Genomic DNA, 21,282 nt, shown 5'->3' with positions numbered 1-21,282 from the left:
GAGAAGCTTCGTCATTTCCTGAAGGAGATGACGAAGGATCTGCGGCAGACTCGTCAGCGCCTTCAGGACGCGGAGGCGAAGAACCACGAACCGATCGCGATCGTGGGCATGACCTGCCGCTTCCCCGGCGGCATCGCCTCCCCGGAGGCGCTGTGGGACTTCGTGTCCGCGGGCGGCGACGCGGTGGGGGACTTCCCCGGCGACCGCGACTGGGACCTGGACGGTCTCTTCGACCCGGCCGGCCGGTCCGGCACGTCCGTCACCCGCTACGGCGGGTTCCTGCACGACATCGCCGACTTCGACGCCGGGCTGTTCGGGATCTCGCCGCGCGAGGCCGTCGCGATGGACCCGCAGCAGCGGCTGCTGCTGGAGACCTCCTGGGAGGTGTTCGAGCGCGCGGGCATGTCCGCGGAGTCCGTGAAGGGCAGCTCGACGGGCGTGTTCATCGGCACCAACGGCCAGGACTACGCCACCCTTCTCAGCGCGGCGCGCGACGAGGTGCAGGGTCACCTCGGCACGGGCAGCGCGGCAAGCGTGATCTCCGGCCGGGTGGCCTACACCTTCGGTCTGGAGGGCCCGACGGCCACCGTGGACACGGCGTGTTCGTCGTCGCTGGTCGCCCTGCACCTGGCGGTGCAGGCGCTGCGGAACGGCGAGTGCTCGCTCGCGCTCGCCGGCGGCGTCACGATCATGACGACTCCCAGCACGTTCATCGAGCTGTCCGCACAGGGCGGGCTGGCCGCCGACGGGCGCTCCAAGGCGTTCGCGGCGGGCGCGGACGGTACGGGCTGGGGCGAGGGTGTCGGCATGCTCCTCGTGGAGCGTCTGTCGGACGCCCAGCGCAACGGCCACCCGATCCTGGCCGTGGTACGGGGCTCCGCCGTCAACCAGGACGGTGCCTCGAACGGCCTGACCGCGCCGCACGGGCCGTCCCAGCGGCGGGTGATCCGCGCGGCCTTGGCCAACGCCCGTCTTGCCGCGTCGGACGTCGACGCCGTCGAGGCGCACGGGACCGGGACCAGGCTCGGCGACCCGATCGAGGCGCAGGCGCTGCTGGACACCTACGGCCAGGACCGGGACCGGCCGCTGTGGCTCGCCTCGGTGAAGTCGAACCTGGGTCACACGCAGGCGGCGGCGGGCGTCGCCGGTGTCATCAAGATGGTCATGGCGATGCGGCACGGTGTGCTGCCGCGGACCCTGCACGTGGACGAGCCGACTCCGCACGTGGACTGGTCGGCCGGCGCGGTGCGGGTGCTGACCGAGAACACGGCGTGGCCCGGGGGTGATCTGCCGCGGCGGGCCGGCGTGTCCGCGTTCGGTGTGAGCGGCACCAACGCTCATGTGATCGTGGAAGAGCCCCCGGTCGCGGACGACTCCGGGGCCGGGGAAGCAGCCGGTGCGGAGCCTTCCCTTCCGCGTGTCGGGGTGTCGGCCGTTCCGTGGATCCTCTCGGGCCACGGCGAGGCCGGTCTGCGGGCCCAGGCCGCGCGGCTGGCCGCCGCGGCGGACCCGCTGGACCCCTGCGACGTGGGCTGGACCCTGGCCGCGACGCGCTCGGCGCTGTCGCACCGCGCGGTCGTGACGGGCTCCGACCGGGAGGAGCTGCTGCGCGGGCTGTCGGCACTGGCTGCCGGGGAGCCCGCCGCGAATGTGGTCGAGGGGGTGGCGGGGCCCGACGCGGGTGCGGTGTTCGTCTTCCCGGGCCAGGGGTCGCAGTGGGCGGGCATGGCCGTCGAGCTGCTGGAGACCTCCCCGGCCTTCGCACGACGGTTCGCCGAGTGCGCGGCCGTCCTGGATCCGTACTACGACTGGTCCGTCGAGGACGTGGTGCGCGGCGTGCCCGGAGCGCCGTCGCTCGACCTCATCGAGGTCGTCCAGCCGGTCCTGTTCACGGTGATGCTGTCGCTCGCCGAGCTGTGGGCCTCCTACGGGGTGAAGCCGGCGGCCGTGGTCGGCCACTCGCAGGGAGAGATCGCGGCGGCCTGTGTGGCGGGGGCGTTGTCGCTGGAGGACGCGGCGAAGATCGTGGTGCTGCGCAGCCGGCTCTTCTCCGAGACGCTGGTGGGCAAGGGCGCCATCGCCTCGGTCGCCCTGCCGGCGGAGCAGTTGGCCGAACGGCTCGAGCCGTGGGGTGAGCGCCTGGCCGTGGCCGGCGTCAACGGGCCGGCGGCCACCACGGTGGCCGGCGACCCGGAGAGCCTGGCGGAGTTCGTCGCCGCGTGCGTGAAGGACGACGTGCGCGCCCGCGTGGTGCCCGCGACGGTGGCCTCGCACAGCCCCCAGGTCGAGCCGCTGCGGGAGCGGCTGCTGGAGCTGCTGGCGGACGTCAGCCCCCGGCGGGCCGACGTACCGTTCTACTCCACCGTGACCGGCGGGCTGCTGGACACCAGCGGGCTCGACGCGGAGTACTGGTTCCGCAACGCCCGCATGCCCATCGACTTCGTCGGTGCGCTGCGGTCGATGTTCGCCGACGGCTACCGCGTGTTCGTGGAGTCCAGCTCCCACCCGGCGCTGGCCACGAGCGTCCAGGACACCGCCGAGGCGGCCGGCGAGCAGGTGGTGGTGACCGGTTCGCTGCGGCGCGGCGAAGGCGGCCTCGCGCAGTTCTTCTCGTCGCTCGCACAGCTGCACGTGCACGGTGTACGGGTGGACTGGCTCCCGGCGTTCGCCGGCGCGCGCCGGGTGGAGCTGCCGACCTACGCGTTCCAGCGGGAGCGCTACTGGCTGACCCCCGCTGCGGGGCAGGGCGACGCCTCCTCCCTCGGGCTGGGTGCGCTGGATCACCCGCTGCTGGGCGCCACGGTGACGCTGCCCGCCTCCGGCGGCTGTGTGCTGACCGGCCGGCTGTCGCAGGCGACCCATCGCTGGCTCGGGGACCACGCGCTCTCCGGCGTGGTGCTCCTGCCGGGTACGGGCTTCGTCGAGCTCGCCCTGCAGGCGGGGCTGCGGTTCGGCTGTGACGTGGTGGAGGAACTGACGCTGGAGGGGCCGCTGGTGCTCCCCGAGCGTGGCGCCGTCGAGGTCCAGGTCTCGGTCGGTGACGCCGACGACGCCGGGCGCCGCTCGGTGTCGGTGTACTCCTGCCGGGAAGGCGAGTGGATCCGGCACGCCAGTGGTGCCCTGAGCGCCGCCGCACACGACGAGCACACCCCGGAGTCCTGGCCTCCGGCCGGCGCCGAGCGCGTCGACGCCGGCGGCCTCTACCCCGCCCTGGCGGAGCGCGGCTACGCCTACGGCCCGGTGTTCCAGGGCCTGCGCGGCGCCTGGCGCCGCGGCGAGGAGGTGTTCGCCGAGATCGTCGTGCCGGAGGAGGCACGCGGCGACGCCGCCCGGTGCGCGGTGCACCCGGCCCTGCTCGACGCCGCGCTGCACGGCATACGGTTCGGGGACTTCGTCTCCGACGACCGGCAGGCGTACGTGCCGTTCTCCTGGAGCGGCGTCACCCTGAACGCCGTGGGCGCGACGACCCTGCGGGTCGTGCTGTCCCCGGCCGGCCCCGACACGATCGCGCTCCGGGCGACGGACACCGCCGGCGCACCCGTCCTGTCCGCGCGATCGCTGGCGCTGCGCCCGGTCACCGCGCAGCAGCTGTACGACGCCCGCGGTGGCGCCGTCGATTCGTTGTTCCGCGTGGAGTGGACGGAGCGTGCCCTCGGCACAGAAAACAACGGTCCGGCTCTCGCGGAGTTCGAGGCGCTGGGCCCGGACGAGGCCGTACCCCAGTGGGTGCGAGTCGACGGTACGGACCCGGCGGGGGCACTGAGCGTCGTCCAGCGGTGGCTGTCCGAGGCACGCTTCGCCGACGCACGGCTGGTCGTCGTGACCCACGGCGCGGTGGCGGCCGAGCCCGGCGAGGACGTACCGAACCTCGATGGCGCCGCCGTGTGGGGTCTGGTGCGTTCCGCGCAGACCGAGAATCCGGACCGGTTCGTGCTCGTCGACGTCGACGAGGCCGGCGCGGCACTGCCCGACTTCACCGCCGTCCTCGCCGCGGGCGAGTCGCAGCTGGCCGTACGGGCCGGGCGCGTGCTCGTACCCCGCCTGGTCAAGACCCGTCGCGGCACCGACCCCGGGATCGGCTCCGGCACGGCCCTGGTGACCGGCGGCACCGGAACCCTCGGCGCGCTCATCGCCCGCCACCTCGTCATCGCCCACGACGTACGCGACCTCGTCCTGGTCAGCCGCCGGGGCCGCACCGCCCCGGGCGCGGCCGAACTCACCGCCGAACTCGAAACCCTGGGCGCCCGCGTCCGCGTGGTGGCCTGCGACGTGGCGGACCGCGGCGCCGTGGCGGAACTGGTCGCCTCCCTCCCCGACCTGCGCATCGTCGTCCACACCGCCGGCACCCTCGACGACGGCGTCGTCACCTCGCTCGATGCCGGCCGGCTGCACGGCGTCATGGCGCCCAAGGCCGACGCCGCCCGGCACCTGCACGAACTCACGCAAGACCTCGGCCTCTCCGCCTTCGTCCTCTTCTCCTCCGCCGCCGGCGTCCTCGGCAACGGAGGCCAGGCCGGCTACGCCGCCGCCAACGTCTACCTCGACGCCCTCGCGGCCCACCGACGCGCCATTGGCCTCCCGGCGGTGTCCATCGCCTGGGGCTTCTGGGAACAGCGCAGCGAACTGACCGAGCGGCTCTCCGACGAGGACCTGGCGCGCGCCCACGCGCTGCCGATGTCCACCGCGCAGGCACTGGAGCTGTTCGACGCGGCGCTGGCCGCCGACGAGGCGATGGTGCTGGCCGCCCCGCTGAACCCGACCGCCTGGGCGGGCACCGCCCATGTGCCTCCGGTGCTGCGCGACCTGGTCCGTACCCCGATCCGGCGCGCCGCCGGCTCCACCGGCGCCGCCGACGGCTCCGCCACCACCGCACTCGGCCGGCGACTGGCCGAGGTGGACCCCGCCGAACGGGACGAGGTGGTACTGGAACTGGTCCGCCATCATGTCGCGGCGGTGCTCCGTCACGCGTCGCCGGACACGGTGGACGCGTCGCGGACGTTCCAGGAGGTCGGCTTCGACTCGCTGACCGCCGTGGAACTGCGCAACCGCATCAGCGCGGCCACCGGCGTGCGGCTGCCGGCCACCGCCGTCTTCGACTACCCCACGCCGCGCGTCCTGGCCGGGCACCTGCTCGCCGAGGTGCTCGGAGCGGACGGGGACGCGGCGGACACGGCCACCCCCGTGCCGGGCGTGCTCGTCGCCGACGATCCCATCGTGATCGTCGGCATGAGCTGCCGCTACCCGGGTGGGATCGCCTCGCCGGAGCAGCTGTGGGACCTGGTGCGGTCCGGTGGCGACGCGATCACCGGCCTGCCGGGCGACCGCGGCTGGGACCTGAGCGGCCTCTACGACCCCGACCCCGACACCCCCGGCACGTCGTACGCGCGCGACGGCGGATTCCTGCACGACGCGACCGAGTTCGACGCCGGGCTCTTCGGGATCTCACCGCGTGAGGCGACCGCCATGGATCCGCAGCAGCGGCTGCTGCTGGAGGCGTCCTGGGAGGCGTTCGAGCGCGCGGGCATCCCCGTCGACTCGGTCAAGGGTGAGCGGATCGGCGTGTTCACCGGAGTGATGCACCACGACTACCTCACCCGCCTGTCGACCCCGCCGGAGGGCGTCGAGGGCTACCTGGGCACGGGCGCCGCGGCGAGCGTGGCCTCGGGCCGCGTGGCGTACACGTTCGGCCTCGAGGGCCCGGCGGTCACCGTCGACACCGCGTGCTCGTCGTCGCTCGTCGCCCTGCACCTGGCGGTACAGGCGCTGCGACTGGGCGAGTGCTCGCTGGCGCTGGCCGGCGGCGTGACCGTGATGTCCACCCCCACCGTCTTCGTGGAGTTCTCGCGCCAGCGCGGCCTGTCCCGGGACGGCCGGTGCAAGGCGTTCGCCGGGGCGGCCGACGGCACCGGCTTCGCCGAGGGCATCGGCATGCTGCTGGTCGAGCGGCTGTCCGACGCGCGGCGCAACGGGCACCGCGTCCTCGCGGTGGTACGGGGTTCGGCGGTGAACCAGGACGGCGCGTCGAACGGTCTGACGGCCCCGAACGGTCCCTCCCAGCAGCGCGTCATCCGCGCCGCGCTGGCGACCGCGGGCCTGGCGCCGCAGGACGTGGACGCGGTGGAGGCGCACGGTACGGGTACGACGCTGGGCGACCCGATCGAGGCGCAGGCACTGCTGGCCACGTACGGCCAGGACCGGGAACGGCCTCTGCTGCTCGGTTCGGTGAAGTCGAACATCGGGCACGCGCAGGCGGCGTCCGGCGTCGCCGGCGTCATCAAGATGGTCATGGCGATGCGGCACGGAGTGCTGCCGCAGACCCTGCACGTGGACGAACCGACCCCGCACGTCGACTGGACCGCGGGCTCCGTGGAGCTGCTCACCGAGCAGACCGAATGGCCCGGTACGGACCGTCCCCGCAGGGCCGGCGTGTCGTCGTTCGGTGTGAGCGGGACGAACGCCCACGTGATCCTCGAGCAGGCACCGGCGGAGGAGACCGAAGCCGAAGCCGAAGCCGCGGAGTCGGGCCCCGTGGTGCCGTGGATCGTCTCGGCCCGGGACGAGCGGGCCCTGCGCGCGCAGGCGGAGCGGCTGCGCGCCTGGGTCGCCGGCGGGACCGGGCAGGAGCACGTCAGGGATCTGGCCTTCTCCCTGCTGACCGGCAGGACGGCGCTCGAACACCGCGCGGTCGTGCTCGGCGGGGAGCGTGCCGAGCTGCTGGCGGGGCTGACGGCGCTGGCGCAGGACGAGCCGGCGCCGGGTGTCGTCGCCGCAGCCGCGGTGCCCGGCCGCAAGGTGACGTTCGTGTTCCCGGGTCAGGGTTCGCAGTGGACCGGGATGGCCGCGGAACTCATCGAGTCCTCGCCGGTGTTCGCCGAGCGGATGCGGGAGTGCGAGCAGGCGCTGAGCCCGTTCGTGGACTGGTCGCTGTTCGACGTGCTGTCGGACGAAGAGGCTATGCGCCGCGTGGATGTGGTGCAGCCCGTGCTGTGGGCCGTGATGGTCTCGCTGGCCGAGCTGTGGCGCTCGTACGGCGTCACGCCGGCAGCGGTCGTGGGCCACTCCCAGGGCGAGATCGCCGCCGCGTGCGTCGCGGGCGGTCTGTCGCTGGAGGACGGCGCCCGCGTCGTGGCTCTGCGCAGCAAGGCCCTGCTGGCGTTGTCGGGTCAGGGCGGCATGGTGTCCGTACCCCTTCCCGCGGACCACCTGCGCGGCCGGGACGGACTGTCCATCGCGGCCATCAACGGACCGGCGTCCACGGTCGTGTCGGGCGACAACGACGTGCTGGACGCGCTGCTGGCGGAGATCCCGCAGGCCAAGCGCATCCCCGTCGACTACGCCTCCCACTCCCCCCACGTCGAACAACTTGAGGACGAGCTCGCCGAAGCACTCGCCCCCATCGCACCGCGCACGGGAAACGTCCCGTTCTACTCGACTGTCACCGGCCAGCTGACCGACACCGCCGAACTCGACGCCGCCTACTGGTACCGCAACCTCCGCCACACCGTCGAATTCCAGAACACCATCGACAACCTCCTCACCCTCGGCCACACCCTCTTCATCGAGACGAGCTCGCACCCGGTGCTGACCCCGGGCCTGCGGGAGACCGTCGACGCGGCGGGCCGTGAGGGCGTGGTGCTCGGTTCGCTGCGCCGGGACGACGGTGGCCTGACGCGCATGCTGACGTCGCTGGCCGAGGCGTACGTGCACGGCGTCGACGTCGACTGGCGGCCGCTGCTCGACGGTGCGCGCCGGGTGGACCTGCCGACGTACGCGTTCCAGCGGGAGCGCTACTGGCTGGATTCCGTCGACGCCCGGCCCGCAGCCAGTGCGGTGGACGCCGAGTTCTGGGCCGCGGTCGAGCGCGAGGACCTGGAGTCGCTCGCGTCGACCCTGCGCGTCGCCGGGGAACCCCTGGGTGAGGTGCTGCCCGCGCTGTCCCGGTGGCGGCGTGAGCGCCGTGACGTCTCCACCATGGATTCATGGCGGTACAAGATCCACTGGAAGCCGCTCCCGGCCGGCGCCACCGCCGTGACCGGCACCTGGCTGGTCCTGGTGACCGACGGTCAGCCCGACGAGGAGTGGGCCGCCGGGGTCACCGGCACCCTGATCCGTCAGGGCGCCGAGCCGCACACGGTCGTGCTCGACGGGTCCGACCTGGACCGCGCCGCCCTGGCCGGGCGGCTGCGGGGTCTCCTGACGGAACACCCGCACATCGGCGGCGTCGTGTCGCTGGTGGCGATGGACGAGCGCGCCCACCCCGCGTACCCGGCCGTGCCCTGCGGCTACGCGATGACGCTGCTGCTGGCGCAGGCGCTCGGCGACGCCGGGGTGGAGGCGCCGATGTGGTGCCTGACCCGGGGCGCCGTATCGCTGGGCCACGGCGACGTGGCCACCAGCCGCAAGCAGGCGCTGGCCTGGGGTCTCGGCCGGGTGGTCGCCCTCGAACAGCCCCTGCGCTGGGGCGGACTGATCGACCTGCCGGAGAGCGTGACCGAGCGGGCGCAGGACCTTCTGGCGAGCGTGCTGGCCGGTACCTCGGACGAGGACCAGGTCGCCGTGCGCGCGACCGGCCTGTTCGGGCGCCGGATCGCGCACGCACCGGCACGTGAGCCGGGCGTGACGACCTGGCGCCCCGACGGGACGGTGCTGGTCACCGGCGGCACCGGCGCGTTGGGCGGGCACGTCGCCCGGTGGCTGGCGGGCCAGGGCGCGGAGCACGTGGTGCTGACCAGCCGCCGCGGCATGGCCGCGCCCGGCGCCGGCCGGCTGGTGGCGGAGCTGGAGGCGCTCGGTGCGCGGGTGACGGTCGCCGCGTGCGACGTCGGCGACCGGGACGCGCTGGCGGCGCTGCTGGCCGACGTGGGGCCGCTGACCGCGGTGGTGCACACCGCGGCGGTGCTCGACGACGGCACGATCGGCTCGCTGACCACGGACCAGCTGCAACGGGTCCTGAGCGTCAAGATCGACGGTGCGGTGAACCTGCACGAGCTGACCCGCGACATGGACCTCTCCGCCTTCGTGCTGTTCTCCTCGCTGTCCGGCACGCTGGGCGCCCCGGGGCAGGGCAACTACGCACCCGGTCACGTCTTCGTGGACACCCTGGCCGAGCAGCGCCGGGCCGAGGGCCTGCCGGCGACGTCCGTGGCCTGGGGCCTGTGGGCGGGCGCCGGCATGGGCGAAGGCGGCGTCGGCGACGTCGCCCGGCGGCACGGAGTCCCGGAGATGGACCCGGAGATGGCCGCCGCCGCCATGGGGCGCGCGGTCGAGCAGGGCGACACCGTCGTCACGGTCGCCGAGATCGACTGGGACCGCCATTACGTCGCGTTCACCGCGACCCGGCCGAGCCCGCTGATGCGCGACATCCCCGAGGTCCGCGCGCTGATCGACAACGGGGTCGGCGCGGAGAACGACGAGGCCGCTCCGGAGCGTTCGGGCCTTGTCGAGCGGCTCGCCGGGATGAGCGACGCCGAACGCGACCGTGCGCTGCTGGACCTGGTCCGCCGCCACGTAGCGGTCGTCCTGGGCCACACCGGCCCGGACGCGGTCGAGATCGGCCGGGCGTTCCACGAGACCGGATTCGACTCCGTCACCGCCGTCGAGCTGCGCAACCGGCTCAACGGCGCCACCGGGCTCCGCCTGCCCGCCACGGTGACCTTCGACCACCCCTCGCCGCTCGCCCTGGTCGCCTACCTGCGCGGCGAACTGTTCGACGATCTGCCGGACCGGGCGGAGCCGGTACGGGCGACCACCGCGCAGGTGGACGAACCGATCGCCATTGTCGGCATGAGCTGCCGGTTCCCGGGGGACGTCGCCTCTCCCGAGGACCTGTGGAGGCTCCTCGACAGCGGATCCGACGCGCTCGGCGACCTCCCCGCCGACCGCGGCTGGGACACCGCGAACCTGTACCACCCGGACCCCGATCACCGCGGTACCTCGTACACCCGGACGGCCGCCTTCATGTACGGCGCCGGCGAGTTCGACGCCGGGTTCTTCGGGATCTCGCCGCGCGACGCCGTCGCGATGGACCCGCAGCAGCGGCTGCTGCTGGAAGCATCCTGGGAGGCGTTCGAGCGGGCCGGCATCTCCCCCGAGTCGCTGAAGGGCAGTGCGACCGGTGTCTTCACCGGCACGAACGGTCAGGACTACGCGTCCCTGCTGAAGGCCGACGAGACCGGCGACTTCGAGGGCCGCGCGGCCACCGGCAACTCGGCCGCGGTGATGTCCGGCCGCATCGCCTACGCGCTGGGGCTGGAAGGCCCGGCGCTGACGGTGGACACGGCGTGCTCGTCGTCGCTGGTCGCCCTGCACCTGGCGGTGCAGGCCCTGCGCTCCGGCGAGTGCACACTGGCCCTGGCCGGCGGCGTGAGCGTGATGACGACCCCGGAGATCTTCGTGGAGTTCTCCCGCCAGCGTGCTCTGGCCGCCGACGGGCGCTGCAAGGCGTTCGCCGCGGCCGCGGACGGTACGGGCTGGGGCGAGGGCGTCGGCATGCTGCTCGTGGAGCGGCTGTCGGACGCCGAGCGCAACGGCCACCAAGTGCTGGCGGTGGTCCGTGGGACCGCGGTCAACCAGGACGGCGCCTCGAACGGTCTGACGGCCCCGAACGGTCCCGCGCAGCAGCGCGTCATCCGCCAGGCCCTGGCCAACGCCGGTCTGTCGACGGCTGACGTCGACGCGGTGGAGGCGCACGGTACGGGTACGAAGCTGGGCGACCCGATCGAGGCCCAGGCACTGCTGGCCACGTACGGCCAGGAGCGGGACGCGGACCGGCCGCTGCTGCTGGGCTCGGTGAAGTCGAACATCGGGCACACGCAGGCCGCGGCCGGTGTGGCCGGTGTCATCAAGATGGTCATGGCGATGCGGCACGGAGTACTGCCCCGGACCCTGCATGTCGACGAGCCCACCCCGCATGTCGACTGGACGACCGGTTCCGTCGAGTTGCTCACCGAGCGGACGGACTGGCCGCGGATCGACAGGCCGCGCCGTGCGGGCGTCTCCGCGTTCGGTGTCAGCGGCACGAACGCCCACGTCGTCCTCGAGCAGGCACCGGAGGCGGCCGGGACCGAGCCGGACCGCAGCGAACTGCCGGCGGTTCCGTGGGTGCTGTCCGGCGCCGGCGAGAACGCGCTGCGTGCGCAGGCCGAGCGACTGCGGTCGTTCGTCGCCTCGGATGCGGAGCTGCTTCCGGCGGATGTGGCGTGGTCGTTGACGTCGACGCGGGCGATGCTCTCGCATCGCGCGGTGATCGTGGGCGCGGACCGCGAGGAACTGCTGCGTGGACTGGACGCGGTGGCGGGCGGTACGCCGGCCCCGGGCGTCGTGACCGGTGTGGCCGGGTCCCCGTCCGGCGTCGTGTTCGTCTTCCCCGGTCAGGGTTCGCAGTGGACCGGCATGGCCCTGGAGCTCATCGAGTCCTCGCCGGTGTTCGCCGAGCGGATGCGGGAGTGCGGGCAGGCGCTGAGCCCGTTCGTGGACTGGTCGCTGTTCGACGTCCTCGACGACGAAGAGGCACTGCGCCGCGTGGATGTGGTGCAGCCCGTGCTGTGGGCCGTCATGGTCTCGCTCGCGGAGCTGTGGCGCTCGTACGGTGTCACCCCGGCAGCGGTCGTGGGCCACTCCCAGGGCGAGATCGCCGCCGCGTGCGTCGCGGGCGGTCTCTCGCTGGAGGACGGCGCTCGGATTGTCGCCCTGCGGAGTAAGGCTCTGCTGGCGTTGTCGGGTCAGGGCGGAATGGTCTCCGTACCCCTCCCGGCGGATCAGCTGCGCGGCCGGGACGGGCTTTCGATCGCGGCCGTCAACGGCCCTGCATCGACCGTCGTATCGGGCGACAACGACGTGCTGGACGCACTCCTGGCGGAGTTCCCGCAGGCCAAGCGCATCCCCGTCGACTACGCCTCCCACTCCGACCACGTCGAGCGCATCGAAGACGAACTGGCACAAGCGCTGGCGCCGGTCGCACCGCAAACAGGCAACGTCCCCTTCTACTCCACCGTCACCGGCGAACTCACCGACACAGCGGAGCTGGACGCCGCCTACTGGTACCGCAACCTCCGCCACACCGTCGAATTCCAGAACACCATCGAGAATCTCCTCACCCTCGGCCACACCCTCTTCGTAGAGACCAGCCCCCACCCCGTCCTCACCATCGGCGTGCAAGACACCGCCGATGCCAAGGACATCACCGCTGTCGTCACCGGCTCCCTCCGACGTGACCACGGCGGACCGGCCCAGTTCCTCATCGCGCTCGGGTTGCTGCACGTCGAGGGCGTCCCGGTGGAGTGGGAGTCCGTGTTCGCGGGCTCCGGTGCCCGGAGGGTCGACCTTCCGACGTATGCCTTCCAGCACGAGTGGTTCTGGCTGGACCCGGTCCGGGGCGGCGGTGACGTGGCGGGCGCCGGGCTGACCGGGCTCGCGCATCCGCTGCTGAGCGGGGTGCTGTCGCTGCCCGACGCCGACGGCTGTGTGCTGACCGGTTCGTTGTCGGCCGCGACCCAACCCTGGCTGCGTGATCACGCCGTGCTCGGCGAGGTCCTCCTGCCGGGCACCGGGTTCGTGGAGCTGGCTCTGCAGGCCGGTCTCCAGCTCGGGCTGCGGCACTTGGACGAGCTGACCCTGCAGGCGCCGCTGGTGCTGCCCGAGCAGGGCGACACACAGATACAGGTCGCGGTCGGCGGCCCGGACGAGGCGGGGCGGCGACCGGTCACGGTCCACTCCCGGCGGGGCCGGGACGCGGAGTGGGTGCGGCATGCCAGCGGCAGCCTGAGTGACGACACCGGGGCGGCCGCCGACCGGCTGGACGAGTGGCCTCCGGCGGGGGCCACGCCGGTGGACCTCAGTGACGTCTACGCGTCCATGGACGCGCGCGGTTACGCCTACGGGCCCGTCTTCCAGGGGCTTCGTGCCGCCTGGCGCCGTGGGGACGAGGTGTTCGCCGAGGTCGCGCTGGACGGTGCGGCGGAGAGCGACGCGGATCGGTGCGGTGTGCATCCGGCGCTGCTGGACGCGGCATTGCAGGCTGCCGGCCTGGGGATGTTCGTATCCGAGCCGACACGGCCCCACCTTCCCTTCGCCTGGTCCGGGCTCACCCTCCACGCTGTGGGTGCGCGGGCCCTGCGGGTGGCCTTGGCGCCCGCGGGCCGGGACGCGCTGGCCGTCCGGGTGGCGGATGCCACGGGCGCGCCGGTGCTGTCGGCGGAGTCCCTGGTCCTGCGGCCGATGGCCGCGGACCGGCTCTACCGTACGCGCGCCGAGGCGCTGTTCCGGGTGGAGTGGAGCGAACTCGCCCTGCCCTCGTCGGACGGGGCGGCGCTCGTCACCGTCTCTTCCGCCGCCGGGTTGGCGGAGCTGACCGAGCCGCCCGCAGTGGTGGTGCTTGAGCCCGCCGCCGACGTGGACGAGAGCCCCGAGGGGGTTCACGCGCAGGTCAGCCGGGTGCTTGAGGTGGCTCAGGCGTGGCTGGCGGACGACCGGTTCGCCGATTCGCGGCTCGTGGTCGTGACGCGCGGGGCGGTGGCGACGGCGGCCGGCGAGAGCCCGGAGAACCTGGCGGACGCGGCCGTGTGGGGTCTCATCCGCACCGCGCAGACGGAGAACCCCGGGCGTTTCGTGCTGGCCGATCTGTCGGACGGGGACCTGTCCCCGCTCCCGGCCGTTCTGCGCACCGACGAGCCCCAGGTGGCGTTGCGCGGCGGCGCCGCGCTCGTCCCCAGGCTGACGCGTGTCGGCAAGGACGAGGCGGCCTCCAACTGGCGGCTGGCTGCCACCGGCGGGGACACCTTCGAGGACCTGGCCCGCGTGGCCTGCCCCGAGGCGTCCGGGCCGCTGGGCAGCGGCCAGGTCCGGGTGGCGGTGCACGCCGCCGGGGTGAACTTCCGTGACGTGCTCCTGGCCTTGGGGATGTACCCGGACAAGGCCGGCCTGCTGGGCAGCGAGGGCGCCGGCGTCGTCCTGGAGGTCGGCCCCGGGGTGGACGACGTCGCTCCGGGCGACCGCGTGATGGGCCTGTTCTCCGGCTCCTTCGGGCCGGTGGCGGTCACCGACCACCGGCTGGTGGCACCGGTGCCGGCCGGGTGGTCGTTCGCGCAGGCCGCCTCGACTCCGGTCGCGTTCCTCACGGCGATGTACGGGCTGATCGACCTGGCCGGGGTACGACGCGGCGAGTCGGTGCTCGTCCACGCGGCGGCCGGCGGCGTCGGCATGGCCGCGGTCCAGGTGGCGCACTGGCTCGGTGCGGAGGTGTTCGCCACGGCGAGCCCGGCGAAGTGGGACGCGGTGCGCGGGCTCGGGGTCGCGGAGGAACGGATCGCCTCCTCCCGGTCCGCCGGTTTCGCGGACCGGTTCCGTGCGGTGACGCCCGACGGTGTGGACGTGGTGCTGAACTCCCTGACCGGCGAGCTCCTCGACGCGTCGCTCGGGCTGCTCCGCCCGGGCGGGCGAATGATCGAGATGGGTAAGACCGACGTCCGTGACGCGGACGAGGTGCTGGCCGGCCACGCCGTGGCCTACCGGGCGTTCGAACTGCTCGAGGCGGGCCCGGACCGGCTCGGCCGGCTCTTCGCGGAGATGGTCGCGCTGTTCGAGCAGGGGGTGTTCACCCCGCTGCCGCTGAGTGTCTGGGACGTCGCCCGGGCCGGCGAGGCGTTCCGCTTCCTGTCGCAGGCGCGCCACGTCGGCAAGCTGGCCCTCACCGTTCCGCAACCGGTGGGCGACGGAGCCGTACTGATCACCGGTGGTACGGGGACGCTGGGCGGTCTGGTCGCCCGGCACCTCGTGCGCCAGCGCGGGGTGCGTGACCTGGTGCTCGCGAGCCGTTCCGGCGGTGCCGCTCCGGCGGCGGCCGAGCTGATCGCCGAGCTGGAGGCGGACGGTGCGCGGGTCCGCGTGGTCGCGTGCGACCTCGCGGACCGGGACGCGGCCGCCGGGCTGGTGTCGTCGATACCGGACCTGCGGATGGTGGTGCACACCGCGGGCGTGCTCGACGACGCCGTGATCGGCTCTCTTTCCCCGGAGCGGGTCCGGACGGTGCTGCGCCCGAAGGTGGACGCGGCATGGCATCTGCACGAGCTGACCCGGGACCTGGATCTCGCGGGATTCGTGCTGTTCTCCTCGGCGGCCGGCGTGCTGGGCGGTCCGGGGCAGGGCAATTACGCGGCGGCCAACACGTTCCTCGACGCGCTGGCCGCGCGCCGCAGGGCGCAGGGCCTGCCCGCGGTCTCCCTCGCCTGGGGCTTCTGGGACCAGCGCAGTGAGCTGACCGAACGCGTCGAGGCGGACCGGCTCGCACGGGCCGGGGTCCGGCCGCTGTCCACCGAGGACGCGCTCGGGCTCTTCGACGCCGCGCTGACCACAGGTGACGCGCTGCTGGTGCCGGTGTGCCTCGACGCGGCCTCGCCGGGCGCGGGCACCGTGCCCCCGCTGCTGCGCGGCGTCGTCGGCGCCCCGGCGGCCGGGACCGTCCCGGTCTCCCGTGCCGCGTCCGGCGCCGCCGCCCACGACGGCGGCCTCGCGGCCGCGGGCCTCACGGGCCTGGCGGCCGGCGAGCGGCATGCCGCTCTCGTCGATCTGGTCCGCGCCCAGGCCGCGGCCGTGCTGGGACACAGCGGGGCGGGGTCGGTCACGGCGGACAGGCCGTTCAAGGAGCTGGGCTTCGACTCGCTGTCCGCGGTGGAACTGCGCAACAGGCTGCGCACCGCGACCGGCCGGCGGCTCCAGGCCACAGCGATCTTCGACCACCCGACGCCGGAGGCGCTCGCCGCGCACCTCGAGCGCGAGCTGTTCGGCACGGTGGCGGTGACGGAGGACGTGCCGTCGGCCGTGGAAGCCCTCCCGGCCGACGACCCGATCGTCGTCGTGGGCATGAGCTGCCGCCTGCCGGGCGGCGTGGACTCGCCCGAGGCCCTGTGGCAGCTGCTGGTCACCGACGGGGACGCCATGTCCGGCCTTCCCACCGACCGCGGCTGGGACCTCGCGGCGCTCTACGACCAGGACCCGGGTCGCTCCGGTACCACCTACGCCCGGGCCGGCGGATTCCTGCAAGGCGCCGCGGACTTCGACGCCGGGTTCTTCAAGATCTCACCCCGTGAGGCGCTGGCCGCCGACCCGCAGCAACGCCTGTGGCTGGAGGCGTCCTGGGAGGCGTTCGAACGGGCCGGCATCGATCCGCACACCCTGAAGGGCACCCGTACCGGTGTCTTCGCGGGCGCCGCTTCGACCACGTACGGAGCGGACCAGCCCTCGACCCCGGAGGGCTCCGAGGGGTACCTGCTCACCGGGAACTCGACGTCGGTGATCTCCGGCCGCGTCGCCTACGCGCTGGGGCTCGAGGGCCCCGCGGTCACCGTGGACACCGCCTGCTCCTCGTCGCTGGTCAGCGTGCACTGGGCCTGCGAATCGCTGCGCCGGGGGGAGAGCACGCTGGCGCTGGCCGGTGGTGTGGCGGTCATGCCGACACCGGACCTGCTCGTCGAGTTCTCCCGCCAGCGCGGCCTGGCGGCCGACGGCCGCTGCAAGGCGTTCGCCGCGGCAGCCGACGGCACCGGATTCGCCGAAGGCGTCGGCGTGCTGGTCCTGGAGCGGCTGTCCGATGCCGAGCGCAACGGCCACCGCGTTCTGGCCGTGGTCCGGGGCTCCGCGGTCAACCAGGACGGCGCGTCCAACGGTCTGACGGCGCCCAACGGTCCGTCGCAGCAGCGCGTCATCCAGCAGGCGCTGGCGAACGCGGGTCTGTCGACCGCGGACGTCGACGCGGTGGAGGCGCACGGCACCGGTACGACCCTGGGCGACCCGATCGAGGCCCAGGCCCTGGTCGCGACCTACGGCCAGGGGCGCGAGGCCGACCGGCCGCTGCTCCTGGGCTCGGTCAAGTCGAACATCGGGCACACGCAGGCCGCCGCCGGTGCGGCCGGCCTGATCAAGATGGTCCTGGCCCTGCGACACGGCGTCCTGCCGCGCACCCTGCACGTCGACGAGCCCACCCCGCACGTCGACTGGGCGGCCGGTGCCGTGGAACTGCTCACCGAGCAGACGTCGTGGCCTGCCGCCGGGCGACCGCGCCGGGCCGGTGTGTCCGCCTTCGGCGTGAGCGGCACGAACGCCCACGTGATCCTCGAAGAGGCACCGGCGGTGGCGGTGGCGACCGAGCCGGAGGCCGACCGTCTCGCCCCGCCCGCCGTGCCGTGGGTGCTGTCGGGTGTGGGCCAGGACGGCCTGCGGGCGCAGATCGAACGTCTCAAGTCCTTCGTGGCAGACAATCCGGAGCTGGACCCTGTGGACGTCGGCTGGTCGCTGGCCTCGACGCGGGCGACGCTGTCGCACCGCGCGGTGGTCGTCGGCACGGACCGGGACGAACTGCTGCGCGGCCTGGACATGGTCGAGAGCGGCGCCGCCGCCGAATCCGGCCGTAAGACCGTGTTCGTCTTCCCCGGTCAGGGCTCGCAGTGGACCGGCATGGCCGTGGAACTCATCGGCTCCTCGCCGGTGTTCGCCGACCGGATGCGGGAGTGCGCGCAGGCGCTGAGCGCCTTCGTCGACTGGTCACTGTTCGACGTCCTCGACGACGAGGACGCGCTGCGCCGCGTGGATGTGGTGCAGCCGGTGCTGTGGGCCGTCATGGTCTCGCTCGCGGAGCTGTGGCGCTCGTACGGTGTCACGCCGGCAGCGGTCGTGGGCCACTCCCAGGGCGAGATCGCCGCAGCCTGCGTCGCGGGCGGTCTCTCGCTGGAGGACGGCGCCCGCATCGTGGCTCTGCGGAGTAAGGCGCTGCTGGCGTTGTCGGGTCAGGGCGGCATGGTGTCCGTACCCCTCCCGGCCGATCAGCTGCGCGGCCGGGACGACCTGTCCATCGCAGCCGTCAACGGCCCCGCCTCGACCGTCGTGTCGGGCGACAATGACGTGCTGGACGCACTGCTGGCGGAGTCCCCGCAGGCCAAGCGCATCCCCGTCGACTACGCCTCTCACTCCGACCACGTGGAGCGCATCGAAGACGAACTGGCACAGGCGCTGGCACCGGTCGCGCCGCGTACGGGCCACGTCCCCTTCTACTCGACCGTCACCGGCGAACTGACGGACACAGTGGAGCTGGACGCGGCTTACTGGTACCGCAACCTTCGCCACACCGTCGAGTTCCAGGGCACGATCGACAACCTGCTCAGCCTCGGCCACACCGTCTTCGTCGAAGCGAGCCCGCACCCCGTCCTCACCATCGGCATTCACGACACCGCCGACGCCAACGGCGTCCAGGCCGTCGTGGCCGGCTCGCTGCGGCGTGACGAAGGCGATGTCCGCCGGTTCCTGAGGTCGCTGGCGGAGGTCTCGGTCGCGGGGGCCGAGGTGAACTGGCGGGCCGCGTTCGAGGGCACGAGCGCCCGGCAGGTGGAGCTGCCGACCTACGCCTTCCAGCACGAGCGCTACTGGCTGACCCCGGGGCGGGGTACGGGTGACGCGTCCGGGCTGGGCCTGGGCGGTGTCGACCACCCGCTGCTGGGCGCGGCGGTGCCACTGCCGGACTCGGACGGCTGTGTGCTGACCGGTGCACTGTCGCCGACGGCGCAGCCGTGGCTGGCCGACCATGCGGTGCTGGGTGTGGTGCTGCTTCCGGGAACCGCTTTCGTGGAGCTCGCACTGCAAGCGGGAGCCCGGTTCGGCTGCGATGTGCTGGACGAGCTGACTCTGCACGAGCCGCTGGTGCTGCCGGAGCACGAGACCGTTCAGCTCCAGGTGTCGGTCGGCGGTGCGGACGAGCTCGGTCGCCGGGCGCTCACCGTGTTCTCCCGGCGCGACGGCGACTGGGTCCGTCATGCCACCGGCGTGCTGGGCACGGACGTCCCGGCTGGGGCGTCGGAGGTATGGGAAGTGTCGGAGGATCTCCGGGTCTGGCCCCCGGCCGGTGCGGAGCAGGTCGGCGTCGGTGAGGTGTACGAGGGGATGGCCGACCGGGGTTACCGGTACGGCCCGTCCTTCCAGGGTCTGCGCGCGGCCTGGGTCCGTGGGGACGAGGTGTTCCTGGAAGTGGCGCTGCCCGAAGGCGCGTGGAGCGATGCCGCGCGGTGCGGGATTCATCCGGCGCTGCTGGACGCGGCGCTGCACGGTCTCGCGCTGGGGTCGTTCGTCACCGAACCGGACCAGGGCTATCTGCCCTTCGCCTGGAACGGGGTGACCCTGTACGCCGTGGGCGCCTCGACGGTACGTGTCGCGTTGCGGCCCGCCGGTACGGATGCCGTGACGGTGCGGGTCGCCGACGCGGTGGGCGCGCCGGTGCTGGCCGTCGACTCGCTGGTGATGCGGCCGTTGGCCGGGCAGCGGCTGCTGCTCGCGGCGGGCGGCGGCCGTCGGGCGGACGCGCTGTTCCGACTGGACTGGACGGAGGTGTCCGTTCCCGTCGTGTCCGTTCCCGTCGTGTCCGATCCCGTCGTGTCCGATCCCGCATCGCGGGCTTCCTGGACCCTGCTGGGCAGCCATGACGACGAGTTGAAGCTGACTGCCGCGCTGGAGGCGGCCGGGGTGTCGCTGGAGCTCGCCGGCGGTCCGGCCGTGATCGAGCGGGTGCCGGACGTGCTGCTGGTGCCGTGCCTGCACGATGCCCGCGACGGTTCGGCCGCGGAGGCGACCGCGGCCGGCCTGCACCGGGTGCTGCGGGTGGTCCAGGAGTGGCTGGCGGACGACAGGTTCGCCGATACCCGTCTGGTGGTGCTGACGCGCCGCGCGGCGGCCACGTCGGCGGGCGATGACGTCGAGGACCTGGCCGGGGCCGCCGTACGGGGCCTCCTGCGGACGGCGCAGCTGGAGAACCCCGGCCGGATCGTGGTGGTCGACCACGACGACTCGGGTCTCGGTCTCCTGCCCGCGGTGCTCGCGGCGGGAGAGCCGGAGGTGGCGATCCGGGCGGGCAAGGTGCTGGTGCCCAGGCTGGCCGAGGCGGCCGCGCCCGTCGGTGCCGCGCCCGTCTGGGACCGCGGCACGGTGCTGATCACGGGCGGGACGGGGACCCTCGGCGGTCTAGTGGCCCGGCATCTGGTGTCCGAGCACGGCGCCCGGGACCTGGTGCTGGCCAGTCGCAGCGGTGCCGGGGCGCCGGGGGCCGGGGAACTGGTCGCCGCGCTGGAGGCGCTGGGCGCCCGGGTCCGGGTCGCCGCGTGCGACACCGGCGACCGTGCGGAGCTGGCCGGGCTCCTGGACGGCATCCCGGAACTGAGGGCCGTCGTCCACACGGCCGGTGCGGTCGCCGACGGGGTCGTCGGCTCGCTGACCGACGAGCAGATGGGTGCGGTCCTGCGTCCGAAGGCGGACGCGGCGTGGCACCTTCACGAGCTGACCCGCCATCTGGAACTGGACGCCTTCGTCCTGTTCTCGTCCGCCGCCGGGGTCCTGGGCAGCGCCGGCCAGGCCAACTACGCCGCGGCCAACGCCTTCCTCGACGCCCTGGCCACGCACCGGCGGGCCCAGGGGCAGGCGGGCGTGTCCGTCGCCTGGGGCTTCTGGGAGCAGCGCAGCGGACTGACCACGCACCTGTCGGACGACGACCTGGCCCGGATGAGGGGTAAGGGCGCGTTGCCGCTGTCGGTCGAGCAGGGCCTGGAGCTGTTCGACGCCGCGTGCCGGAGCGCCGATGCGGCGCTCGTGGCCAGCCCGTTGGACGTCCGGGCGCTGGCGGCGGCCGGTGCGGTGCCGCCCGTACTGCGCGGCCTGGCGCCGGCACCGGTGCGGCGGGCGGCCGAAACCGGCGACGGAGGGGGCGCCTTGCGGCGCCGGCTGGCCGGGCTGTCGGCGGCCGAGCAGAGCCAGGTGGTGGGGGAACTGGTCCGGGGCCAGGTCGCGGCGGTGCTCCGGCACGCGGACGCGGGGGCGGTCGACGCCACGCGGACGTTCCAGGAGATCGGCTTCGACTCGCTGACCGCGGTCGACCTGCGCAACAGGCTGACGGCCGCCACCGGCGTCCGGCTGCCCGCGACCGCCATCTTCGACTATCCGACTCCGGCCGCGCTGGGCGCGCACCTGTTGGCGCAGGTCGCGCCGCAGGCCGCCGACCCGGTCGAGGTCAAGCTGAGGGAACTGGACAAGATCGTTTCTGTGATATCCGCCATGGCCGAGGACACCACTCTGCGTGAGAAGCTGTCGCCACGGCTGGATTCCATCGTCGCGATGTGGACCGACATGCAACGACCTGCGCCAACGGACGGGGCTGCGCAGGATCTGGAATCCGCCTCACTGGAAGACATGTTCGGCATCATCGACCAGGAACTCGATGGCTCATGACCGGCACTGACTTCCGACCAGCAGTCATCGAGG

At 73.6% G+C, this 21,282-nt stretch carries 1 protein-coding gene; it reads left to right on the top strand.

The features are described 5' to 3' along the window. Positions 1–27: 27 nt before the first annotated feature. Positions 28–21,249 carry a type I polyketide synthase gene (locus tag ABZ956_RS24970; RefSeq protein ID WP_361897756.1) on the top strand — a complete coding sequence of 7,074 codons (21,222 nt, stop codon included), beginning with the start codon at positions 28–30 and terminating at the stop codon, positions 21,247–21,249. Positions 21,250–21,282 lie beyond the last annotated feature (33 nt).

The sequence above is a fragment of the Streptomyces sp. NPDC046261 genome (assembly GCF_040646235.1).
Taxonomy (GTDB): domain Bacteria; phylum Actinomycetota; class Actinomycetes; order Streptomycetales; family Streptomycetaceae; genus Streptomyces.
The sequence above is the reverse complement of the archived record's forward strand: the minus strand, read 5'-3'. Positions and strand labels throughout refer to the sequence as shown.